The sequence below is a fragment of the Sphingomonas sp. ID1715 genome, from assembly GCF_013044515.1.
GTDB lineage: Bacteria > Pseudomonadota > Alphaproteobacteria > Sphingomonadales > Sphingomonadaceae > Sphingomonas_B.
Genome location: NZ_JABEPR010000002.1, coordinates 542,489 through 562,838, shown reverse-complemented (window position 1 = coordinate 562,838; position 20,350 = coordinate 542,489). Strand labels below are relative to the sequence as shown.

Annotated in this window: 19 protein-coding genes; 6 read left to right on the top strand and 13 right to left on the bottom strand. The window is 66.2% G+C overall.

Annotated elements, in window-relative coordinates; all coding sequences use genetic code 11:
• Positions 1-378 (top strand): 50S ribosomal protein L20, encoded by a 378-nt coding sequence (rplT, locus tag HJG53_RS07665; RefSeq protein ID WP_171129155.1) that lies wholly within the window; start codon positions 1-3, stop codon positions 376-378.
• A gap of 59 nt (positions 379-437) precedes the next feature.
• Here the strand turns inward: rplT and HJG53_RS07660 are convergent, their stop codons facing one another.
• The 7 genes from HJG53_RS07660 to purD form a co-directional block, all read right to left on the bottom strand.
• Positions 438-668 (bottom strand): hypothetical protein, encoded by a 231-nt coding sequence (locus HJG53_RS07660; RefSeq protein ID WP_171129153.1) that lies wholly within the window; start codon positions 666-668, stop codon positions 438-440.
• A gap of 116 nt (positions 669-784) precedes the next feature.
• Positions 785-1,732, bottom strand: a complete 948-nt coding sequence (locus HJG53_RS07655; protein ID WP_171129151.1) for a YsnF/AvaK domain-containing protein — start codon at positions 1,730-1,732, stop codon at positions 785-787.
• Complete coding sequence (locus tag HJG53_RS07650; protein WP_171129150.1) at positions 1,733-2,128, bottom strand: DUF2382 domain-containing protein; 396 nt, start codon at positions 2,126-2,128, stop codon at positions 1,733-1,735.
• Between the two features lie 102 nt (positions 2,129-2,230).
• A complete protein-coding gene (locus tag HJG53_RS07645; RefSeq protein ID WP_171129148.1) occupies positions 2,231-2,899 on the bottom strand; it encodes a 2OG-Fe(II) oxygenase in 669 nt (222 codons plus the stop codon).
• 63 nt (positions 2,900-2,962) lie between these two features.
• Positions 2,963-3,823 (bottom strand): RcnB family protein, encoded by an 861-nt coding sequence (locus tag HJG53_RS07640; RefSeq protein WP_171129146.1) that lies wholly within the window; start codon positions 3,821-3,823, stop codon positions 2,963-2,965.
• Positions 3,824-3,930: 107 nt separating this feature from the next.
• Positions 3,931-4,452, bottom strand: a complete 522-nt coding sequence (locus HJG53_RS07635; RefSeq protein ID WP_368039532.1) for a helix-hairpin-helix domain-containing protein — start codon at positions 4,450-4,452, stop codon at positions 3,931-3,933.
• Positions 4,449-5,714, bottom strand: a complete 1,266-nt coding sequence (gene purD / locus HJG53_RS07630; RefSeq protein ID WP_171129699.1) for a phosphoribosylamine--glycine ligase — start codon at positions 5,712-5,714, stop codon at positions 4,449-4,451. Before purD ends, HJG53_RS07635 begins: the two co-directional genes overlap by 4 nt.
• On the opposite strand from purD, the gene xseA reads away from it, so the two are divergent.
• The 3 genes from xseA to HJG53_RS07615 are packed head-to-tail and all read left to right on the top strand — an operon-like array spanning position 5,713 to position 8,146.
• Positions 5,713-7,089, top strand: coding sequence for an exodeoxyribonuclease VII large subunit (gene xseA / locus HJG53_RS07625; RefSeq protein ID WP_171129142.1), 1,377 nt, complete (start codon positions 5,713-5,715; stop codon positions 7,087-7,089). The two genes, purD and xseA, sit on opposite strands and share 2 nt — an antisense overlap.
• A gap of 11 nt (positions 7,090-7,100) precedes the next feature.
• Positions 7,101-7,301, top strand: a complete 201-nt coding sequence (locus tag HJG53_RS07620) for a DUF2093 domain-containing protein (protein WP_171129140.1) — start codon at positions 7,101-7,103, stop codon at positions 7,299-7,301.
• 20 nt (positions 7,302-7,321) lie between these two features.
• Entirely contained in the window at positions 7,322-8,146 is an 825-nt protein-coding gene (locus HJG53_RS07615; RefSeq protein ID WP_254447643.1) for a M23 family metallopeptidase, read from the top strand.
• A gap of 9 nt (positions 8,147-8,155) precedes the next feature.
• Here the strand turns inward: HJG53_RS07615 and HJG53_RS07610 are convergent, their stop codons facing one another.
• Positions 8,156-8,671, bottom strand: coding sequence for a hypothetical protein (locus HJG53_RS07610; protein WP_171129138.1), 516 nt, complete (start codon positions 8,669-8,671; stop codon positions 8,156-8,158).
• Between the two features lie 241 nt (positions 8,672-8,912).
• Here HJG53_RS07610 and HJG53_RS07605 point away from each other — a divergent pair, with 241 nt between their 5' ends.
• A complete protein-coding gene (locus HJG53_RS07605) occupies positions 8,913-11,954 on the top strand; it encodes a TonB-dependent receptor (protein ID WP_171129136.1) in 3,042 nt (1,013 codons plus the stop codon).
• A 78-nt stretch (positions 11,955-12,032) separates the two neighbouring features.
• Here HJG53_RS07605 and HJG53_RS07600 read toward each other — a convergent pair whose 3' ends face one another.
• Together HJG53_RS07600 and clpB are read right to left on the bottom strand one after the other, a co-directional pair.
• Positions 12,033-13,049, bottom strand: coding sequence for a hypothetical protein (locus HJG53_RS07600; RefSeq protein ID WP_254447592.1), 1,017 nt, complete (start codon positions 13,047-13,049; stop codon positions 12,033-12,035).
• An 89-nt stretch (positions 13,050-13,138) separates the two neighbouring features.
• Positions 13,139-15,718 (bottom strand): ATP-dependent chaperone ClpB, encoded by a 2,580-nt coding sequence (gene clpB / locus HJG53_RS07595; protein ID WP_171129132.1) that lies wholly within the window; start codon positions 15,716-15,718, stop codon positions 13,139-13,141.
• Positions 15,719-15,996: 278 nt separating this feature from the next.
• Between clpB and HJG53_RS07590 the strand changes: the two genes are divergently transcribed.
• Positions 15,997-16,653, top strand: a complete 657-nt coding sequence (locus HJG53_RS07590; RefSeq protein ID WP_254447591.1) for a DUF2490 domain-containing protein — start codon at positions 15,997-15,999, stop codon at positions 16,651-16,653.
• 38 nt (positions 16,654-16,691) lie between these two features.
• On the opposite strand, the gene HJG53_RS07585 is transcribed toward HJG53_RS07590, so the two are convergent.
• The 3 genes from HJG53_RS07585 to HJG53_RS07575 form a co-directional block, all read right to left on the bottom strand.
• Positions 16,692-18,317 carry a M28 family metallopeptidase gene (locus HJG53_RS07585; RefSeq protein WP_171129128.1) on the bottom strand — a complete coding sequence of 542 codons (1,626 nt, stop codon included), beginning with the start codon at positions 18,315-18,317 and terminating at the stop codon, positions 16,692-16,694.
• A gap of 51 nt (positions 18,318-18,368) precedes the next feature.
• Positions 18,369-19,784 carry a coniferyl aldehyde dehydrogenase gene (locus tag HJG53_RS07580; protein WP_171129126.1) on the bottom strand — a complete coding sequence of 472 codons (1,416 nt, stop codon included), beginning with the start codon at positions 19,782-19,784 and terminating at the stop codon, positions 18,369-18,371.
• A gap of 78 nt (positions 19,785-19,862) precedes the next feature.
• Positions 19,863-20,321 (bottom strand): hypothetical protein, encoded by a 459-nt coding sequence (locus tag HJG53_RS07575; RefSeq protein WP_217352681.1) that lies wholly within the window; start codon positions 20,319-20,321, stop codon positions 19,863-19,865.
• Positions 20,322-20,350: the final 29 nt, after the last annotated feature.

Below are 20,350 nucleotides of genomic sequence, written 5' to 3'. Positions count from 1 at the left end.
ATGGCACGAGTCAAGCGTGGCACGACCACCAAGGCGAAGCACAAGCGGATCCTGGAACAGGCGAAGGGCTATTATGGCCGTCGCAAGAACACGATCCGTATCGCGCGCCAGGCCGTCGAAAAGGCCGGCCAGTACGCCTATCGCGATCGCAAGGTCAAAAAGCGGAACTTCCGCGCGCTCTGGATTCAGCGCATCAACGCCGCCGTGCGGGCCGAAGGCCTGACCTATGGCGTGTTCATGCACGGCTGCAAGTTGGCAGGCGTTGAGCTGGACCGCAAGGTCCTGGCCGATATCGCCATGCACGAGGGTGACGCGTTCCGCGCCATCGTCGCGCAGGTGAAGGCGGCACTGCCGGACGACGCACGCGTCGCCGCCTGAGCAATCGCTGTGACAAGAGAAGGGCCCGAGGAGCGATCCTCGGGCCCTTTTCTTGTGCGCTAGCGCCGGTCGGCGAGGTCGGCGTCGACGAAGCGGCAGACCTTGGTCCGCTTCGCCACCAGGCCGGTGCGCGTATCGAGTTGCACACGGCAGACCCGCTTGCGCTGTGGCTCGGCCTGCTCGAGCGGCGCGGCCTCGGTGCTTTCCTGCATCTGCGCGGCTGGAATCTGGACTGCCCCCCCGGCAGCATCGCTGGACTGAACGGCAAGCAGAACGATCAGACTCAACATAACATGTCCCCTGTTTATGCTGCAGTGCAATAAAACTGCAAAAGCGACGTTCTGCAAGAGGCAAAAAAATGGGGCGGCTCGAGAGCCGCCCCTTCGATTGCAATCTGGCCGATGGCTCAGAGCAGCCCGTCGTCCCGATCGCGGGCATTGCCTGACCGCTCGAAATCGGACCGCTCGTCGGTGCCGGGCTCCCGGTCACGCTCGAAGCCGAACGCGCTGCCGCCCTTGTCGACATCGACTTCAGTGTGACGGACCGTCTCGTCGATCGTTTCGGTGCGCTCTTCCGCCGTCTTGCGGACGACGAGTTCCTCCTGAACCCGCGCTTCCTTGCTGACCACCGCTTCTTCGGCGCGCTCGGTCATCTCAATTTCGCGGTCGCGGAAAACGTCGCCGCCGAACGCGCCCTCACGATAGTCGCCGCTGACCGGGCGCCGCTCGACCTCGACATGCTCCTCGCGCAGATTGACCTGCTCGTGCACTGGCGTCTCGCGAACATAGGAGCGGACGCGTGCGCCGCCGCGCTCGACCTCGCGCTTGCCGACGCGCAGTTCCTCGTTGACGATCGGAATGCGCTCTTCCTCGGCGGAACCGCTTGCGGTCGCGCCCAGATGATTGCCGCTCGCCATGGTCGCGTCGGTGCGGTCGGTCTCCTGATGGCCGCTCAGCGCACCGAAGGCGCCCGCCTGTCGATCGGCCTGATGGCCGGCCCAGCCCTGGTTGCGCCATTCGCTCTGGCGCTGGTCGAAATCGATGCTGCCGCCATCGTCGAGCAGCTGGCAGGCGCGATCAGCGTCCGCCTCGTCGACCTCGGCGACGAGCATATAGCCGCCGCGGCGAATGCCTTCGCCATAGGCGTGGCGATCCTCGTCGGGCATGAACAGGTCCTTCAGAGAGGCGAAGAAGCCTTCTTGCCCAGGCGAGCTATCGGTTGACGATCCGGAAGCGCGGGACTCCTGGTCGATGATGCTGACCCGCTCGGCCTCGATGCCGGAGGAGCTTAATCGCCCGCGCGCCTGCTCGGCCTCGGTGCGACTGTCGAACATGGCGGTGATGGTACGCGACATTTAACTCTCCTCTGCTTCGGATTGTCGTTCATGCCGGTCGACTTCGATGCGCTGGCGGCGCAGCATGACCGGCTGTTCGATTCGCTCGACGCCATCCAGGCGCCGAACGTGAACCTCCTCGACCAGGAACAGGCGCTTCTCGACGATCAGCCGCTCCTCGACGACGGGAATGATGGTAACGTCGCCCTCGGTGCGGACCTCGGGGAAGTCGGTCAGCTCGCGCTCGACCGCGACATGCTGGATGTCGACGCGTTCGCTGTGCAGTTCTTCGGTGAAGCTGCCGGGGACCTCTTCGGTGACCGTGCGGATCCGCACGCGCCGTTCCACCGGTCGCTTGGACACACTCAGCCGTTCCTCGGCGATCGGTATCGCCGCGGTCTCTTCTTCGTGCCGCACGGGACTGCCCTTTGATGTAAGTTACCGCGCCACAACGGCTGCGAGTCAGGCCCGTTCCTATCGTTCCGCCCGCCGAAACGATGAGCGGAGTCTAGCCGTCGGTCAGATCCAATTGCCCTCGCGAAACCATTTCGTGACGATGTATTTGACGCCGCGCTCCACCGCGCAGCCTTCATGGGCGGCGGCGATGTTGGGTGCGCCGTTCGCGTCCATATTGTCCCACATCAGCAGCAGGCCCGGCTTCGGCAGGGCTTTCAGACCGGCGACGGTGAACTGGGTTTCCCCGCCGGCTTCGGGCACGTTCAGGAAGATCATCGCCGTCCAGGTGCGCTGGCCGCCGCACGCCTGCTGCTCCGCCCAATAGCTCTGGTCGGTGTGAAAGAAGTCGTGATGCGCGCGGAAATATTGGCCCGGCGCATAGCGCTGGCCCTGCAACGTCTCCCCGTGCCGCTCGTCCAAGCCTATCAGGTTACAGATGCGGCGATCGATGGCGCGGACGCGCTCGTTCCAGCGATCCAGATTGCAGCTGTCGCTGGTGCGGAAGTTCTGTTCAGGATCATCCGACAGCAGGATGGACGGCTGTCGGCTGCGCTCGATCTCTTCGATCAGGAACTCACGGTCTTCGGGGCCGAGATAGTTCTCGGCATACCAGAGCGTGAAACGCTCGCCCGAGGCGCACGGCACGCCGGCGGCCGCCAAGCGGCTCGCCACATCTCGTCCGATCTGCGCGCGGACGGGTGACGTGTCGCGCTCCATCTCTTCCGGTGTCATTGGCAAGGGCTCTAGCAGCCCGAACGGAAATGGGGAGCCGGATCGCTCCGGCTCCCCAGACCGTCACCAGAAGAAGTCGTAGATCACGTCGACGACGCGGCCGTCGCGAACATCGACCAGCAGCACGTCGTCATAGTAACGGACCCAGCGATAAGGGCCGTAGGCGGGCGGCAGGCGATATTCCCAAGGGTCGCTGATCCAGTAGTTCTGGGAGAAGAGCGGCGCCGACAGGATCACGCCGAGCGAGAAGCGGCGATAGCCATAGTCCCAGCCACGCGGCGCATAATAGCGCGGGAAGCGGTAGGAGCCGCGATTGCGCTGGCGCCAATCCTGCCAGTTATAGCGCGGATCGCGGCGCCAGTCGCGGCTCCAGTTGCCGCCACGGTCATTGCCGTTCCAGCCCCAGCGATTGCCGTCATAGCCGAAGCGTCCGTCGCGGGCACGGTCCCGCTGCCAGTCGCGGCGGCCATTCCAGTTGTCACGGCGGAAGTCGCGCCGGTCTTCGGCTCTATCCCGCCGGAACTCGCGAATGTCGCCGGCGCGGTCGCGTCGATAATCGCGAACATCCTGCGCCCGATCGCGGCGGAACTGCTCGCGGGAGACTTCGCCGCGCTGGAACTGCTGCCGATCTTCCTGGCGTTCCTGGCGGAATTGCTGGCGATCCTCACGCCGCTCCTGGCGGAAGCCCTGACGGTCGCCCTGGCGTTCCTGGCGAAACTCCTGACGTGCCTCGCGACGCTCCTGACGGTCCCCGCCGCCAAAGGCCTGGCGCATACCCTCGCGCGCCAGCTGGCGCTGTTGTTGCGGTTGCTCGGTGCGTTCCGGCGCGGCCCGGACGCCGCCGTCCTCAAAGCGCTGGCGCTGCGCTGCGGCGGGCGCCGTCAGCGATGCGGCGGCGAGCAGCGCGACCATGATCTTGCGCATTTCTGTCACTCCTGTCCCCCCGCGACGGACGCGCCGCGGTCGATGAGACCGATGTGCGCCCTTGCAGATGAGTCGTGGCTGAACCGGGCTGAAAGGAAAGCGAAAGCTCAACCCAGCTTGCCGAACTTCGCTTCGTACCCGGCCCGGTCGCTGGCGGCGAGCAGCCGCGCCTGCTCGACCCACTGATCGCGCGTGATCCGGCCCTTGAACGCGCCGAGCTGCGCGTCGATGCGGGCGATGTCGTCGTCCGACCAGGATGCGATCTGGTCGTAGCGCGTCACGCCAAGGCCGTTCAGCAAGGCGGCGACCTTCGGTCCCACGCCCTTCATCCGCGTCAGCTCGTCCGGCGGCCCTGCGGCAATGGCGTGGATCGGCTGGACCAACGCTTCCGGCTCGGGGAGGATTTCCGGTTCCGCAGTGGGTGGTACGGCGTCGACCGGCGGCGGTACGTCGATCGGGGCTGTCGCCGGGCCGGTGATCACCGGCGAGATTTCCTGCTCGACGCCGTCACGAGTCGTTGCTTCGGGTGAGCGCGATGCGCTGCTGCCGATCAGCCACCACAGGGCGACGAGCGCAACCGCCGCACCCAGGACGAGCAATATCCAATTCTGCTGCAACCAATCCATCACCTGCTCCCGCTCTGATCCTCGCGCGCGACCTCGCGCCATCCGATGTCGCGACGGCAGAACCCGCCCGCGAAGCTGATCCGATCCACGGCCGTATAGGCCGCCCGCTGGGCCCAGCGTACCGTCGGCCCTTCCGCAGTCACCGCCAGGACCCGGCCACCTGCGGCCACCAGTTCGTCGCCGACAAGGCGCGTACCCGCCTGGAAGACCAGCGCGCCCGCGGCTTCGGCTGCGTCTATGCCTTGGATCGGCGCACCCGTGTCCGGTTTGCCCGGATAACCCTTGGCCGCGAGCACGACGGTAAGCGCGGTCCGCGCGGAGAAGCGCGGCGCGGGAAGGTCGGCGAGGCGCCCTTCGGCGCAGGCTAGCATCAGCTCCAGCAGGTCGCCTTCGAACCGCGGCATCAGCACCTGACATTCGGGATCACCGAAGCGGGCGTTGTATTCGATGAGCTTGGGCCCCTGCCTGGTCAGCATCAGACCCGCATAGAGCACGCCGACAAAGGGCGTGCCCGCTTCCGCCATGGCGCGAACCGTCGGTTCGATGATATCGCGCAGGGCGGCGCGTTCGAGTTCGGGCGTCAACACGCGCGCCGGTGAATAGGCGCCCATCCCGCCGGTGTTCGGGCCGGTGTCGCCGTCGCCGACGCGCTTGTGATCCTGGGCCGATCCGAACGGCACGACGGTCGTGCCGTCCGTCAGGGCGAACAGGCTCGCTTCCTCGCCCTCCAGGAATTCCTCGATAACGAGCGGGCCATCCGCTCCGCGCACGGCCTCCTCGGACTCGGCGTGGGTGAGGGCGATGACCACGCCCTTGCCGGCGGCAAGCCCGTCCGCCTTGATCACCACCGGCAGGCCGAACGGCTCAAGCTTTGCCAGCGCCTCTTCGGCATCGTTCGCCCGGACATAGCCTGCGGTCGGAATGCCGGCACGCGTGCACAAGTCCTTGGTGAAGCCCTTGGAGCCTTCCAGCTGCGCCGCCGCCTTGCCGGGGCCAAAGACCGGAATGTCGGCTTCGCGGAGATCGTCGGCGAGGCCGGCGACGAGCGGAGCCTCCGGGCCGATCACGACGAGGCCGATGTCGCGCTGTCGGCAGAAGTCGATTACCGCCCGATGGTCGGTCGCATCCAGCTTCACCAGCTCGGCGTGCCGGGCCATGCCCGGATTGCCTGGCGCCGCGTAAAGCTTGCCGAGCCGTTCGCTTTGCGCCAATTTCCACGCCAGCGCATGCTCGCGCCCTCCCGAACCGATCAGCAGGACGTTCATGGCCAACAGCTTCTCCCCAAGCGCCACGGCAGACGCCGCCGGGCGGCTGTTAGCCGACGCGCCTGCCGGGGACAACGCGCCGGCGCTGAGCGTCTCGGAACTGGCCTTTGCGCTGAAGCGGGTGGTGGAGGACCGCTTCGGCTATGTCCGGCTGCGCGGTGAGATCAGCGGCTATAAGCGCGCCGCGTCCGGACACGCCTATCTGACGCTCAAGGACGAGAATGCCTGCCTCGACGCGGTGATGTGGAAGACCGGAGTCGCCGCGCTGCCGTTCCGCCCGGAAGACGGGCTGGAGGTGATCGCGACCGGCAAAATCACCACCTACCCCGGCCGCTCCAAATACCAGATCGTGATCGAGCGGCTGGAGCTCGCGGGCGAAGGCGCGCTGATGCTGCTGCTCGAAAGGCTGAAGCAGAAGCTGACGGCCGAAGGGTTGTTCGCATCCGAGCGGAAGCAGAGGCTGCCCTTCCTGCCGCGCCGCATCGGCGTGGTCACATCGCCCACCGGCGCGGTGATCCGCGACATATTGCACCGGCTGGAGGACCGCTGCCCGAGCCATGTGCTGGTCTGGCCGGTTCAGGTGCAGGGGCAGGGCGCGGCCGAGCAGGTCGCCGCCGCGATCGGTGGTTTCTGTCGGATGCCCGAGGATCGACGCCCGGATCTGGTGATCGTCGCGCGGGGCGGCGGCTCGATCGAAGACCTCTGGGCGTTCAACGAGGAAGTGGTGGTGCGCGCCGTCGCCGGCTGCACCATCCCGATCATCTCGGCCGTTGGGCATGAGACGGACACGACCCTGTGCGACTATGCGGCCGACGTCCGCGCGCCGACGCCCACCGCTGCCGCCGAGATGGCGGTGCCGGTCAGGGCCGAGCTGCGCGCTTATGTCCGCGATCAGGGTTCCCGGATGGAACGCTGCGCCCGGCGCTACCATGAGCGCGGAACGGAGAAGCTGGTAGCTCTCGCTCGCCTGCTGCCGACACCGCAGTCGCTGCTCGATCCGCAGCGGCAGCGGATGGACGATCTCGGGGAGCGGCTGCGGCGGGGGCTGGGACGGCGCGTGGCCGACGCTCGCGGCGAGCTGGCCCGAGCGAGCGGGGCGCTGCGCCCGACCCTGCTCAGGGCGCGGCTCGATCGCGCCGGCGAACGGCTGCGCGCAGTCTGGCGGCTCGCCCAATCGGTCAATCCGGAGAGTCTGCTCGCCCGCGGCTACGCCTGGGTGGAAGGGAGGGGCGGCGCGGTGGTGACCAGCGCTGCCGCCGCCCGTGCGGCCGTCGCCTTGCGCCTCCACTTCGCCGACGGCACGGTTGACGCGCGGATCGAACGCGCCACATCGGGGGCCAAGCGTGAGGCTCCCGTTCAGCCCAGCCTGTTGTAGAGGTCCAAACGATGCTGATGTTCAACCGCAGCCAGCCGGCCCGGCTCCATTATCTGGCCAACAGCTTCCGCGTGCTGAGCAATGGCGATCATGTGGTCTGCGCGGTCTCGGGCGAGAAGATCCCGCTCGACGCGCTGCGCTACTGGTCGGTCGCGCGCCAGGAAGCCTATGCGACGGCGGAGATCGCGACCCAGGCGCTGAAGGACCAGTGACGCTGCTCCTCGGGGCGCTCCTGGCGGCACCTGCCGTCGTTCAGGTGAGCGCGGATTTTCATTTGATGGGGGTCGCGCAACAGGGCGGTGTCTTGATCGGTGTCGCGCCGGCCGGGACAAGCAGTCTCGTCCTCGACGGCAAGCCGGTGCCCCTCGCAGCGGATGGACGCTTTCTCATAGCGTTCGACCGCGATGCCGCAGCCGAGGCGCGGCTGACGGCGCGCCTGGCGGGTGGCCGGATTGTCGAGCGCATCGTCGGCATCGCGCCGCGCGCCTGGCGGATCGAGCGCGTCGACGTGCCCAAGCGGCCGAGCGTCAGCAACGAAGCGTTCGAGAGGCTGCGTGCACCTGAGATTGCGCGCATCAATGCCGCGCGTCGCGTCGAGGCAGCGAGCGACGGCTGGCGGCAGCGCTTCGCCTGGCCGGCCAAGGGGCGGATCAGCGGGCTTTTCGGATCGCAGCGCATCTATCGCGGCGGCGAGGCGGGCGCCTATCATTCGGGCGTGGACGTCGCCGGCGGCGCCGGTGCTCCGGTGACAGCGCCCGCAGACGGCGTGGTCGTGCTGGCGGCCGCGACGCCCTTCACGCTTGAAGGCCGTCTGCTGATCATCGATCACGGGATGGGACTGAACAGCGCGTTCCTGCACCTGTCATCAATAACGGTGAAGGAAGGCGACCGAGTGAAGCAGGGGCAGCTTGTCGGGGCGATCGGCAGCACCGGGCGCGCGACCGGGCCGCATCTTCATTGGGCCATCAAATGGCGGGACGCCCGGATCGACCCGATGGTGCTTGCCGGCGCGATGCCCGGTCAGCACCTGGGCAAGGTGCCGATGGCGGAGAATTGAGCGGCGGTATCAGCCGACCCGCATGCCCTTCACCGATCGGTTGCCTTCGAACTTGATGAAATAGCTGCCCATCACGCCTTTCTTGATCACCACCTTCTGCCCAACCTTGGGGAAGGCGTTGATGCCTTCGGTGGTTTCCCACAGCGCGCCGTCGTCGATGCTGAAGCGGAATTTGCCATAGCCGATGCTGCGCACCGTCTTGATGGGCGTCTCGATCTGCGTGAACTCGGGCTCTTCCTTCCCGTCGTCCTTGCCGCTGTTGAAGAAGGGCAGGCGGGGCAGCGAGAAGCCGAACAGCGAACGCTTGGTCTTGGTGACTTCCTGCTTGTCGAGCAGCACCGTTTCCTTCTTCTCGACCGAGGCGACCAGCGCGGCCGCTTCCCGATCGAAACAGGCGAGCCGTTGCGCGTCCTGGGCAATGGTCCGGCAGGCGGCCAAGCCGCGGATCGGCGCGGGCGCGTCGTCGGCGGCGACAGCGGGCGTCGCAAGCAGCAGGGCGAAGACAGACAAAGCGGCACGGATCATGGTGAGCGGAACCCCCGAAAGCAGGTGCCAAGCCTAGAGGTCCGCTGCGGAGTGGACAAGGCCGGGATCACTGTGACTGAAATGCTACACTTGGGGGCAAATTGCGCATTTGCCCCAGAGGAGCCGTTGTTCTGCTCCGTTCATTTCGCCTAGTAGCGCCGTAATAGCTTCGTTTGCAGCTATGCCACCACGTGTGTCCGGAAGGTGGAAAGCCGGGCCACGATAAAGGGGAAGAAAGACTATGCAGCTTGCTCTTCGTCGGCACCTGCTGGCTTCGACCGTGCTTCTCGGCACCTCGATGCTCGGCTCGGCCGCTTATGCGCAGACCCAGACGGCCGACGCCGCGCCCGCCGATGAGGGCACGATCGTCGTCACCGGCTCGCTCATCACCAACCCGAACCTCGAGCGCTCGACGCCGGTCAACGTGACGACTTCGGAAGAAGTCGAGCTGCGCCAGACCAACGTCGCCGAACAGCTGCTCCGCGAAGTTCCGGGCGTGGTGCCGTCCACCGGCTCGGCCGTGAACAACGGCAACGGCGGTGCGTCCTACGTCAACCTGCGTGGTCTCGGTTCCAACCGTAACCTCGTCCTCCTCGACGGCAACCGGATCGCGCCTTCGGGCCTGGTCGGCCGCGTCGACTTGAACAACATCCCTCTCGCGCTCATCGAGCGGACCGAAGTGCTGACCGGCGGCGCGTCCACCACCTACGGCGCGGACGCCGTGTCTGGCGTCGTCAACTTCATCACCAAGCAGAATTTCTCTGGCCTCGAAATCTCGGCGTCCGAGCAGATCACCGAGCGGGGCGACGGCAACATTTTCCGCGTCGACGCGACGATCGGCGCCAACTTCGACGATGGCCGCGGCAATGCGGTCTTCTCGATCGGCTACCAGGAAGCCGACCCTGTCTATCAGGGCGCGCGTGACATCAGCCGCTACAACATCAGCGCCTTCACGGGCAACGTCAGCGGCTCCGGTACGACCGTTCCGTCGCGCTTCAGCGTGCCGGGCGCCGGCACCCGCGTGATCAACCCGACCACGGGTGCGCTGGACGCCGGTTTCGTCCCGTACAACTTCAACCCGTTCAACATCTTCCAGACGCCGTTCCAGCGCTTCAACATCTTCGGTCAGGCGAATTACGAGATCACCGACGGTGTTGAAGTCTATACGCGCGGTCTGTTCTCGAAGAACACGGTTGACACGATCATCGCGCCGTCGGGTGCGTTCGGCATCGCCGTTCAGGTTCCGATCAGCAATCCGTTCCTGCCGGCCGCTGCTCGCGCGACCTTCTGCGCGAACAACGACTCCGATCCGCTGACGCCGGGCATCCAGACGCTCACCCCGGCGCAGTGCGCCGCGGCGGCAGCTGCAACCAGCGCTACCGACCCGAACTACCGCGAAGTCACGACTTCGCTGTCGCGTCGTACGCCGGAAGTCGGTCCGCGTATCAGCAAGTACACCACGACGGTGTTCGATTATCGCCTCGGCTTCCGCGGCACGATCACCGACTCGATCAACTGGGACCTCTCGGGCGGCTATGGCGAATCCGAGAACAACCAGCAGATCCAGGGCTACACGCTGAACTCGCGCTTCCGTCAGGCGCTCCGGGCGACCAACCCGAACACATGTCTCGACACCACCGGTGGCTGCGTCCCCGTGAACGTGTTCGGTCCGGAAGGTTCGATCACGCCGGCGATGGCCGCTTTCCTCAGCAGCGAGAGCACGTCGATCACGCGCACTTCGCTCGCGCAGGCTCGCGCCACCATCTCGGGCGACTTCGGGGCTTCGCTGCCCTGGGCCGAGGACGCGATCAGCTTCGCGATCGGTGGCGAGTATCGCAAGTACACCGCCTCGGTTCGCGCGGACACGCTCGGCCAGTCGGGTGACCTGGGCGGCGCCGGTGGCGCCACTCCGACCACCGTCGGTGCGTTCGACGTCTACGAAGCGTTCGGCGAGTTGATCGCTCCGCTGGTGCAGGACAAGCCGTTCTTCCAGAGCCTGACGCTCGAAGCCGGCATCCGCTACTCGCATTGCACGGTCGACGCTCCGGGCACTCCGAAGTTCAACACGACCACGTGGAAGGCGGGCGGTAGCTGGGAGCCGATCGACGCGCTCAAGTTCCGCGGCAACTACGCCCGTGCGGTGCGTGCGCCGAACATCAGCGAGCTGTTCTCGCCGCAGAACACCGGCCTGACGACCCTCGATGATGATCCCTGCGCATCGATCAACGATTCGAACCAGGTGGTTCGTCCGGCGCCGACCGGCACGCTGCGTGCGGTCTGCTTGGCACAGGGCGCTCCGGCGTTCACGCTCGGCAACATCCCGCAGCCGACCGCTGGTCAGGGTAACGCCACTTCGGGCGGCAACCTGGCCCTGAAGCCTGAGAAGTCGAACAGCTACACCTTCGGTGCAGTGATCCAGCCCGACTTCATCCCGGGCTTCTCGATGTCGGTCGACTATTACAACATCAGCATCACCGGCGCGATCACCACGCCGAGCTCGATCGACGCGATCACGGCCTGCTTCGGCACGCCGACGGGCACCACCTACACCCCGGCTGCCGGTGCGGAGAACACCGCGGCCTGTACCTCGATCCGTCGTAACCCGCTCACCGGCGGTCTGGCGGGCGACCCGGTGGCGGTGCCTGGCCTGTTCCTCGCGCTGACCAACCTCGGCCGCATCAAGACCGACGGCATCGACCTGACGATGAACTACAACACCGACCTCGGTTTTGGTAAGCTGGCGCTGAGCTTCGCCGGCAACTGGACCCGCAGCTCGCGCTTCGAAGCCTCGCCGGGTGCGGGCTTCCGTGAGTGCGTCGGTCTGTTCAGCGCATCGTGCGGTTCGCCGGGCGGCGCCGGTGCCGACGTGGGCTCGATCCAGCCGGAATTCAGCTGGACGCAGCGCACGACGCTCTCGATCGAGAATGTCGACCTGTCGCTGCTGTGGCGTCACATCAGCTCCGCACGGAGCGAGGATGGAGACTCCTACAGCGGCCCGATCCCGGGCACCAACTCGCCGGTTCCGGGTTCGCCGGCGGCCGGGTCGAAGGGGACGCGGGACCTCAACTTCATTCCGTCCTACGATTACTTCGACTTCGCGACGCGGATCGGGGTGGGTGACAACCTGACGCTGACGCTGACGGTGGCCAACCTGTTCGACAAGAAGCCGCCGCTGACCGGCCAGGACGTTGGTTCGTCCTCGTTCAACAGCGGCAACACCTATCCGTCGACCTACGACGCTCTGGGTCGTACCTTCCGCGTCGGTGCTCGCCTCCGCTTCTAAGGCGGTCGGAGCATCACCAACAAAGAGAGGGCGGGACCTGCGGGTCCCGCCCTTTTCTTTTGACTGTGGGACAGCTGCTCAGCCGAGCAAGCGGCTGCCGAGGTCGAGCGGGATGGCAGCCGCTTCCGCGACCTTCTCTGCCCAGACGATCACCTTTTCGATTTCGTCGCGATGAGCCGAGGCCGCGCCCGCATATTCCGCCTCGCGGTCGCTCCGGCCGAATGCCTCGCCAGTCTTCGAGTTGCGGCCGAAGGATGTGGCGACGATGTCGGCAATCTCGGCTTCGTCGGCCCCGAGTCCAAAGCGGCTCGCGAGCGCCGCAACTGCTCGTTGCGGGTCGTCAAGCAGCGTCTCGCTGTCGAGCGTCCGAACGCGGTCGCCGAGAAGGGGAAGCAGGTCCGCGAACAGGGCCTGTTGGGCTAGCCAGCCGGCTGCGGCAATTTGGAGATCGGTCTGGCCGAACAAGGCGGCGTCATCGAAGCCTAGGCGCTGGACCAGACCGTCGGTGCGAAAGCCTGCCATCAGCTCGCGGACCCAAAGCCTCCCATCCAGCCCCTTCTTCGCCACCGAAGTGACGAAGAGCGACAGCGGCGCATAGAGGAACAGCGCCTGCGCGTTAGGACGCAGCGCCATGATCATGCGGATATGGCCGTTGACGATGTTGGACGGCTTGACGATCACCGTCTCGCCTGTCGCGAATGGCCGGGCGAGCAACGTCAGCGCGCTGTCCGTCACCTCGGCAACATTGCGGCCGGGCGCGCCGCGGCGCCGCCAGCCGACCGTGTCGTTGAGGATCGCCGGCTCCTTGAGCCCCATGGCGAGCCCCTCTCGGTCGAACACCTGCGAGAGCAGGGTCGAGCAGCAGAAGGCGGAGTGAAAGATGAAGTGGATCGGCGCGGGCGAGGGCGCGAGGCCGATCGCAGCACGGCGATCGAATTCCAGGCGGGGCAGGCCAGGGTCGAGGTGATCCTCGGTGATGAAGGTCGCGCGGGCATGTTCCTCGCGCGGTACCTTCAGGAACTGGATCGCGTCCTTGCTCTCGACATAGCGGTGCGCCAGCCAGTTCGGGTCGCGGATGATGTCATTCAGGTCCAATGCCGCTCCTTCTCTCGTCATCCCCGCGAAAGCGGGGACCCAGTCATCTTAGCTGGGTTCCCGCTTCCGCGGGAATGACGAAGTAAGGGTCAGCCGACCGCCAGTTCCAGCTTGCCGTCGCCTTCGTCGACCCGCACCGTGCCGCCGTCGCGGATCGCGCCGGACAGGATCAGCTCGGCGAGCGGGTCCTGAAGGTAGCGCTGTACTGCTCGCTTGAGCGGCCGGGCACCATAGACCGGATCATAGCCGACCCGGCCGAGCCAGGCCCGCGCCGCGTCGGTGAGATCGAGCGTCACCTTGCGATCGGCGAGCAGCTTCTGGACGCGGCCGACCTGGATGTCGACGATCGGCGCCATATGCTCGGCAGCCAGGCGATGGAACAGGATGATCTCGTCCAGCCGGTTCAGGAACTCAGGCCGGAAGTGCCCGCGCACAATCTCCATCACCTGCGGCTCGACCGACTTCACGTCCTGGTCGTCCGCAACCTGGCTGAGGAACTGCGAGCCTAGGTTTGAAGTGAGGATGATCAGCGTGTTCGAGAAATCGACCGTGCGACCCTGGCCGTCCGTCAGGCGACCGTCGTCGAGCACCTGCAGCAGTACGTTGAACACGTCATTGTGCGCCTTCTCGACCTCGTCGAACAGCACCACCTGATAAGGGCGTCGGCGAACCGATTCGGTGAGCGCACCGCCTTCCTCATAACCGACATAGCCGGGAGGGGCGCCGATCAGCCGCGCGACCGAGTGCTTCTCCATGAACTCGGACATGTCGATCCGCACCATCGCGGACGAATCGTCGAACAGGAACTCGGCAAGTGCCTTGGTCAACTCGGTCTTCCCGACGCCGGTCGGCCCAAGGAACAGGAAGGAACCGAGTGGCCGGTTCGGATCCTGCAGGCCGGCCCGCGCGCGCCGCACGGCGGTGGAGACGGCATGCACCGCTTCCTTCTGGCCGATGACGCGCTTGCCGATCACCTCCTCCATGCGGAGCAGTTTGTCGCGCTCGCCCTCGAGCATGCGGTCGACCGGGATGCCGGTCCAACGCGACACCACGCCGGCAATGTCGTCGGAGGTGACTTCCTCACGGAGCATCGCACCGGCCGATGCGGTCTGCGCCTCGGCGAGCTGCTTTTCCAGCGCCGGGATCACGCCATAGCTGAGCTCGCCGGCGCGGGCGAGGTCGCCCTGGCGCTGCGCCTGCTCCAGGTGCAGCCGGGCCTGGTCGAGCTGTTCCTTGACCTTGGCCTCGCCCGCGATCTTTTCCTTCTCCGCCTGCCAGCGGGTGGTCAGCTCCGCCGACTGCTGTTCGAGATTGGCGAGCTCGGCATCGAGGTTCGACAGCCGGTCGCGGGAGGCTTCGTCCGTCTCCTTCTTCAGCGCCTCGCGTTCGATCTTGAGCTGCATGATGCGCCGGTCGAGATTCTCGATCTCTTCGGGCTTGGACTTGATCTCCATCTGCAGCCGCGACGCCGCCTCGTCCATCAGGTCGATGGCCTTGTCGGGCAGGAAGCGATCGGTGATGTAGCGGTTGGACAGCGTCGCCGCGGCCACGATCGCGCCATCGGTGATCCGCACGCCGTGGTGCAGCTCGTACTTTTCCTTCAATCCGCGCAGGATCGAGATCGTGTCCTCGACACTCGGCTCGTCCACGAAGACCGGCTGGAAACGCCGCTGCAGCGCCGCGTCCTTCTCGACATATTTGCGATATTCATCGAGCGTGGTCGCGCCGATGCAGTGCAGTTCGCCGCGGGCGAGCGCCGGCTTCAGCAGATTGCCGGCGTCCATCGCGCCTTCGGATTTGCCGGCGCCGATCAGCGTGTGCATCTCATCGATGAACAGGATGATGTCGCCTTCCGCCTGGCGCACTTCGTCGAGCACGCCCTTCAGCCGCTCCTCGAACTCGCCGCGATATTTGGCGCCCGCGATCAGCGCGCCCATGTCGAGCGACATCAGCCGCCGGTCGCGAAGCGAGTCCGGCACGTCGCCATTGGCGATGCGCAGTGCGAGCCCTTCCGCGATCGCCGTCTTGCCGGTGCCCGGCTCGCCGATCAGCACCGGATTGTTCTTGGTGCGGCGGGCGAGGATCTGGATGGTGCGGCGGATTTCCTCGTCGCGGCCGATGACAGGGTCGAGCTTGCCCTCGCGCGCCGCTTCGGTCAGGTCGCGCGCGAACTTCTTCAGCGCGTCATACCGGTCCTCGGCTCCGGCGGTATCGGCGGTTCGGCCTTTGCGCAGCTTTTCGATGGCGTCGTTCAGGCCGCCCGGCGTGAGATTAGCCTTGGCGAGCGCCTTGCCCGCTGCAGTCGTGGTGGCAAGCGTCAGCGCCAGCAGCAGCCGCTCGACGGTGACGAAGCTGTCACCTGCCTTGGTCGCGACCTGCTCTGCCTGGTCGAGCACGCGCACCACGTCATTGTCGAGTCCGGGAGCCTGCTGCGCGCCCGAGCCACTGACGGACGGATGCTTGGCCAGCGCCGCGTCCGTCTCCTTGAGCGCGACCGCCGGATCGCCACCGGCCGCGCGGATCAGGCCGGAGGCCAGGCCCTCATTGTCCTCCAGCAGCGCCTTAAGCAGATGCTCGGGCGAGATGCGCTGGTGCGACATGCGGATCGCAACGGTCTGTGCGGACTGCAGGAAGCCCTTGGCCCGGTCGGTGAGCTTTTCGAGATTCATGTGATCCCCTCAAATGTCTTGACCAGCATGTAGTGTGACTAAAATGCCACACAAGGGGTGACGTTCTCCGGCGTTCATTCTGCCATGGTCGGATGCTCCGGTTGCCGATTGTGACAGATTGTTTACAGCGCCTGCCTTGTCGGTCACATGCCGAAGGGCTCTCGTCGGCGTGGGCGATCCGGCGAATCTTCGCTCTTGAACAGGGTCATTGCTGCATGGCTGAGCGTTGGCGTGGCCCTATCCTTTGGGCTTTACTGCTTGGCCCAGCGGCGACTGCTATGCAGGCCCAGGCGGCCGTGGAGGACGAGCAGCTCTGGCTCCAGGCCAATACCAATGTTCCCGTCGCGCAGGATGTCCGGCTGACGCTCGAGCAGATCGCGCGCTTCAGCGATCGGCAGGGCGGGCTGTTCCAGTCGGAACTGGGCGCATTGCTTCAGTATCGGGCAACCAAGCGCATCGAGCTTGGCTTCGGCTACCGCTATGTCGGCTCGCACAACCGCAACAGCGCCGCGAATGAGAACCGGTTTCGGGTCCAGGCCGTCGGCAGCTTCGGCCGAGTCTCGACCAGGTTGAGAGTCGATGCCCGCTTCAACCCGCGCGGCGACGAGATCGGCTTCCGCATCCGGCCCCTCGTGCGATACAATCATCCGCTGGGCCGAGAGGGTGTCTTCCTGTTCGGAACCCATGAAAGCTTCCTGATTCCGAACAGCACCAGCTGGGGCCAGCGGAGCGGGTATGAGCGGATGCGGAACACGGTGGGACTTGCCTTTCCCATCGGCAAACAGGTCGCCGCCGATCTGGGCTATTTGAACGAATACAGATTTGGCCGAGGCGGAGCGCGGGACCAGGTCAACCACGCACTGAGTTTGCAGCTCACCGTCAACCTGCGCCCAGTCCACTTACGCCAGCGGCCGGACGACTCCTCCACTCACTAGCACGGCTGGTCCGCGGAGTGGGACTGGGATTTCCTCCCCTATCGTGACGCCTTGGGCGCTTTCGGGGCGAAGGCATCGCCGAAGAAGTCGCCCTTGTACCAGCGCGGTGCTTCGTCGGCATCAGCCATGGCGCGCGTGATGCGGTAGTTCACCTCCGCGAAGCGCGCGCCCGCCGCCCAGTCGATCTTCTGGTTCAGGTCGTCGCCGGGATGGTGGTAATTGCCTCCTAGGAAGCCGGTCCAGGCCTTTTCGCCGCCATTGGCGAAGCCGGTCGCCAGGAACACGGCGGGCACCCCTTGGCGCACGAACATATAATGGTCGGACCGGGTGAAGATGCCTTCCTGCGGCATCGGGTCGGGCGTGAGCGCGATGTTCATCGGCGCGGCGGCGTCGGCGACCACCTTGCCCAGCGTCGAATGCTCCGCGCCGAACGCGATCACATCGGTGAAGGGATAGAGCAGGAGCGGCATGTCGAGATCGACGTCCCCGACGATACGCTCGATCGGTACGGTCGGGTTCTGCGCGAAATAATCGGCGCCGAGCAGCCCCTTCTCCTCGGCGGTGGACGCAAGGAAAAGAAGCGTGCGGCGCGGCTTGTCCGGCGCGGTCGCGGCGGCGCGGGCCACTTCGAGCATGGTCGCGATCCCCGACGCATTATCGAGTGCGCCATTGTTGATCCGGTCCTTGCCGGACGCGTCGCCAGGCTTGGCCGGCGCCACGCCGATATGATCGAGATGGGCGGAGAGGACGACGACCTCAGGCGCGAGCTTAGGGTCGGCGCCGGGCAGGATGCCGATCACATTGGGACTGACCACGCGCTCGCTGGTCGTCGAAGCCTGAATGCGGACCGTGCCGGTGAGCGGAAATGCCCGCGGGCGACCGCCGGTGCGATCGGCTTCGGCGCGAACCGCTGCCAGAGTCGTCCGCGCGCCGGCGAACAGGGCCTCGGCAACAGTGTCGTTCACGCCTGCGCCGACGCGAATCCCAGGCGCATCGACATGTGGCGTGCCATCCTTCCCCACCCAGTTATACTCGGCCTCGCCCGCGCTGCGCTGGCGAACATTCCAGCCGGTCGTGCGGGCCGAGAGCAGAGTGTCGACCGCGATCACCCCGACCGCGCCCCGGGCCTGCGCTGCCTCGGCCTTCACGCTGTTCAGATGCGCGCCGACCTCGCTGCCCAGGCCCTTCGGATAGCCGCGCAGCATGACGGCGATCTTCCCGCGCACATCGACGCCGCGATAATCGTCGAGTCCAAGGCTTTTGTCGGCAATGCCATAGCCGACGAAGACGAGAGGCGCCGTTAGGTCGGTCGCCGGCTCCAGCGGGTTGAGGCCGATGACCACGTCTTGGCCATGCGTCCAGCGCTGCGTGCCGCCAGGCGCGGTGAGCGTCAGTGTGCCCGGCGTCGCGCCATGGCTCGTCTTCTGGAACGTGACCTGCTGATACCAACCGCCCGTGTCGCCGCCCGGCTTCAGTCCGAGCGCCTCGAACTGGGCAGCGACATAGCGGGCCGCGACCTCATGCCCGCGACTACCCGTGTCGCGGCCTTCGAGCAGGTCGTCGGCCAGGAAGGCGACGTGCGCGCGAAAGGCGTCTGGCGTGAAACTCTGGGCTGTGGCGGGCGCGGAGAGGAGGGAGGCGATCAGCAGCGAACGGAGGATCATTGGGCTTCCTGAAGAGAGGAGTGAGCGTCAGCTTGAGCGGCGGAAGTCCGGTCAGACCTTCAGCTCGCGAGCGATCGTCTTCGCCGTTGCTGCACCATAGGGCGGTTTGAGCCCGGCGAGGCGGGCAATATCGATTTTGGGCTGACGATACACGGAGCGGGCGTGGCTGAAGGTCTTGAAACCATCATGGCCGTGATAGGCGCCCATACCCGACGGTCCGATACCACCGAACGGCAGTTCTTCGGCGGAGATGTGGAAGATCACGTCATTTACGGTCACGCCGCCCGAGATGGTCCGTTCGAGCACCTGCCGCTCCTCGGCGGCATCCTGGCCGAAATAATAGAGGCCGAGGGGCCGGTCGTGACGGTTCACGAAGTCGATCGCCTCATCGATCCGGCTATAACGGCGGATGGGCAGGACGGGACCGAAAATCTCGTCCTGCATCACCGCCATGTCATCGGTCGGGTTGCGGATGATGAAGAGCGGCATCTTGCGGCCGTTCGAGGCGGAGAAATCCTCACCCGCCGGGTTGACGGCGATCACCTCGCCGCCCTTGGCGCGGGCGTCGTCGAGGTAGCCGGTCAGCCGGTCATGGTGCCGCTCGCCCAGCACCGACGTATAGTCATCATTGTCGAGCAGCCGCGGATAGAGCGCCGAGGCGGAAGAACGCAGGCCGTCGATCACCGCGGCCTCCTTTTCCTCGGGCACCAGCAGATAGTCCGGCGCGAGGCAGATCTGACCGGCATTCATCATCTTGCCGATCGCGATCCGCTCCGTCGCCTGCCGGATGTCGGCGGAGCGGCCGATGATCGTCGGCGACTTGCCGCCCAGTTCCAGTGTCACTGGAGTCAGATTGTCGGCCGCGGCGTGGAGGATGTGGCAGCCGATCGCGGTCGCGCCGGTGAAGATCAGATGATCGAACGGCAGCGCGGAAAAGGCGCGGCCGACCTCCGGGCCGCCGCCGACGAAGACGAGTTCGGTCGGTTCGAGATAGCGCGGCGTCACCGTCTCGAACAATGCAGCCGTGCGCGGCGTGTATTCGGACGTCTTGACCATCGCGCGATTGCCGGCCGCCAGCACGCCGGCGAGGGGGCCCATGGCCAGGTTCACGGGAAAGTTCCACGGCGCGATCACGCCGACGACGCCCTTGGGCTGATACCGGACCTCGGCCTTGGCGCCGAGCAGGGCCAAGGGAAATTGCAGGGGCCGCCGTTCCGGTCGCATCCAGCGCTCCACCCTGGCACGCGCGTGCTTCAGCGTGCGGACGCTCGCCAGGATGTCGGTGATCATCGACTGTTCGCGGCTGCGATGGCCGAAATCCTCTGACAAGGCGGCGCAGAAATCCTCGGCATTCTCGACGAGCATCCGGATGGCGCGGGTCAGGCGGTCCCGGCGGGTGTCCGCAGAGACGGGAAGATCGGCTTGGAAGGCCGCGCGCTGCGCCTGCAGCAAAGTGGTGAGGTCCATCGCCCGATCCTTCCCGAAAACCGAGCGTGCGACAAGCGGCAGCACCTGATCCTGGCTTCACCGGCCCCAGAGGCCGGCTTATTGCGCCGGTGGTTCTGCCGCCGGATAGTTGATCGGCGTTGGTGCCTCTACAGGGGCAATGGCGGGCACCGGCTCGGTCGGTTCCTCAGGCATCGCCGGCTCAAGCTCCAATTGCTCCGGACGGTAGGGCTCGGTGGGCTGCTCCGGCACAACCTTGGTGATCAGCAGCGGACCGCCAGAGCTCCCATAGGCGAGCTTCGGCCGCTCCTGCAGCGCCTTCATCTCCGCTTCGCATGCAGCGAGGAATTCGGCATTCATCGCGGGGCAACGGCGGAGCCCGCCTTCGAATGCCGTGCGCGCCCAGCTACGACCGGCATTGCCCTGGTCGATCGGCTCCGATGCGACTTGCTCCGTCGTCGGGAAGCGGGGTGGCGCCCGCCACGCGAGCGACGCCGTGGTGGCGCTGCTTGCGAGCATGCCCGCGGCAACGCCGCCCATGATCAGCAATGCGGCCATTGCCGCCAAAGAAGCCTTTCGGTGCACGC

Bases quoted from the DNA above. Each gene is read 5' to 3' on its own strand.
- rplT (WP_171129155.1), top strand. From the start codon at position 1: ATGGCACGAGTCAAGCGTGGCACGACCACCAAGGCGAAGCACAAGCGG.
- HJG53_RS07660 (WP_171129153.1), bottom strand. From the start codon at position 668: ATGTTGAGTCTGATCGTTCTGCTTGCCGTTCAGTCCAGCGATGCTGCC.
- HJG53_RS07655 (WP_171129151.1), bottom strand. From the start codon at position 1,732: ATGTCGCGTACCATCACCGCCATGTTCGACAGTCGCACCGAGGCCGAG.
- HJG53_RS07645 (WP_171129148.1), bottom strand. From the start codon at position 2,899: ATGACACCGGAAGAGATGGAGCGCGACACGTCACCCGTCCGCGCGCAG.
- HJG53_RS07640 (WP_171129146.1), bottom strand. From the start codon at position 3,823: ATGCGCAAGATCATGGTCGCGCTGCTCGCCGCCGCATCGCTGACGGCG.
- xseA (WP_171129142.1), top strand. From the start codon at position 5,713: ATGGCCAACAGCTTCTCCCCAAGCGCCACGGCAGACGCCGCCGGGCGG.
- purD (WP_171129699.1), bottom strand. From the start codon at position 5,714: ATGAACGTCCTGCTGATCGGTTCGGGAGGGCGCGAGCATGCGCTGGCG.
- HJG53_RS07620 (WP_171129140.1), top strand. From the start codon at position 7,101: ATGCTGATGTTCAACCGCAGCCAGCCGGCCCGGCTCCATTATCTGGCC.
- HJG53_RS07610 (WP_171129138.1), bottom strand. From the start codon at position 8,671: ATGATCCGTGCCGCTTTGTCTGTCTTCGCCCTGCTGCTTGCGACGCCC.
- HJG53_RS07605 (WP_171129136.1), top strand. From the start codon at position 8,913: ATGCAGCTTGCTCTTCGTCGGCACCTGCTGGCTTCGACCGTGCTTCTC.
- clpB (WP_171129132.1), bottom strand. From the start codon at position 15,718: ATGAATCTCGAAAAGCTCACCGACCGGGCCAAGGGCTTCCTGCAGTCC.
- HJG53_RS07590 (WP_254447591.1), top strand. From the start codon at position 15,997: ATGCAGGCCCAGGCGGCCGTGGAGGACGAGCAGCTCTGGCTCCAGGCC.
- HJG53_RS07585 (WP_171129128.1), bottom strand. From the start codon at position 18,317: ATGATCCTCCGTTCGCTGCTGATCGCCTCCCTCCTCTCCGCGCCCGCC.
- HJG53_RS07580 (WP_171129126.1), bottom strand. From the start codon at position 19,784: ATGGACCTCACCACTTTGCTGCAGGCGCAGCGCGCGGCCTTCCAAGCC.
- HJG53_RS07575 (WP_217352681.1), bottom strand. From the start codon at position 20,321: ATGGCCGCATTGCTGATCATGGGCGGCGTTGCCGCGGGCATGCTCGCA.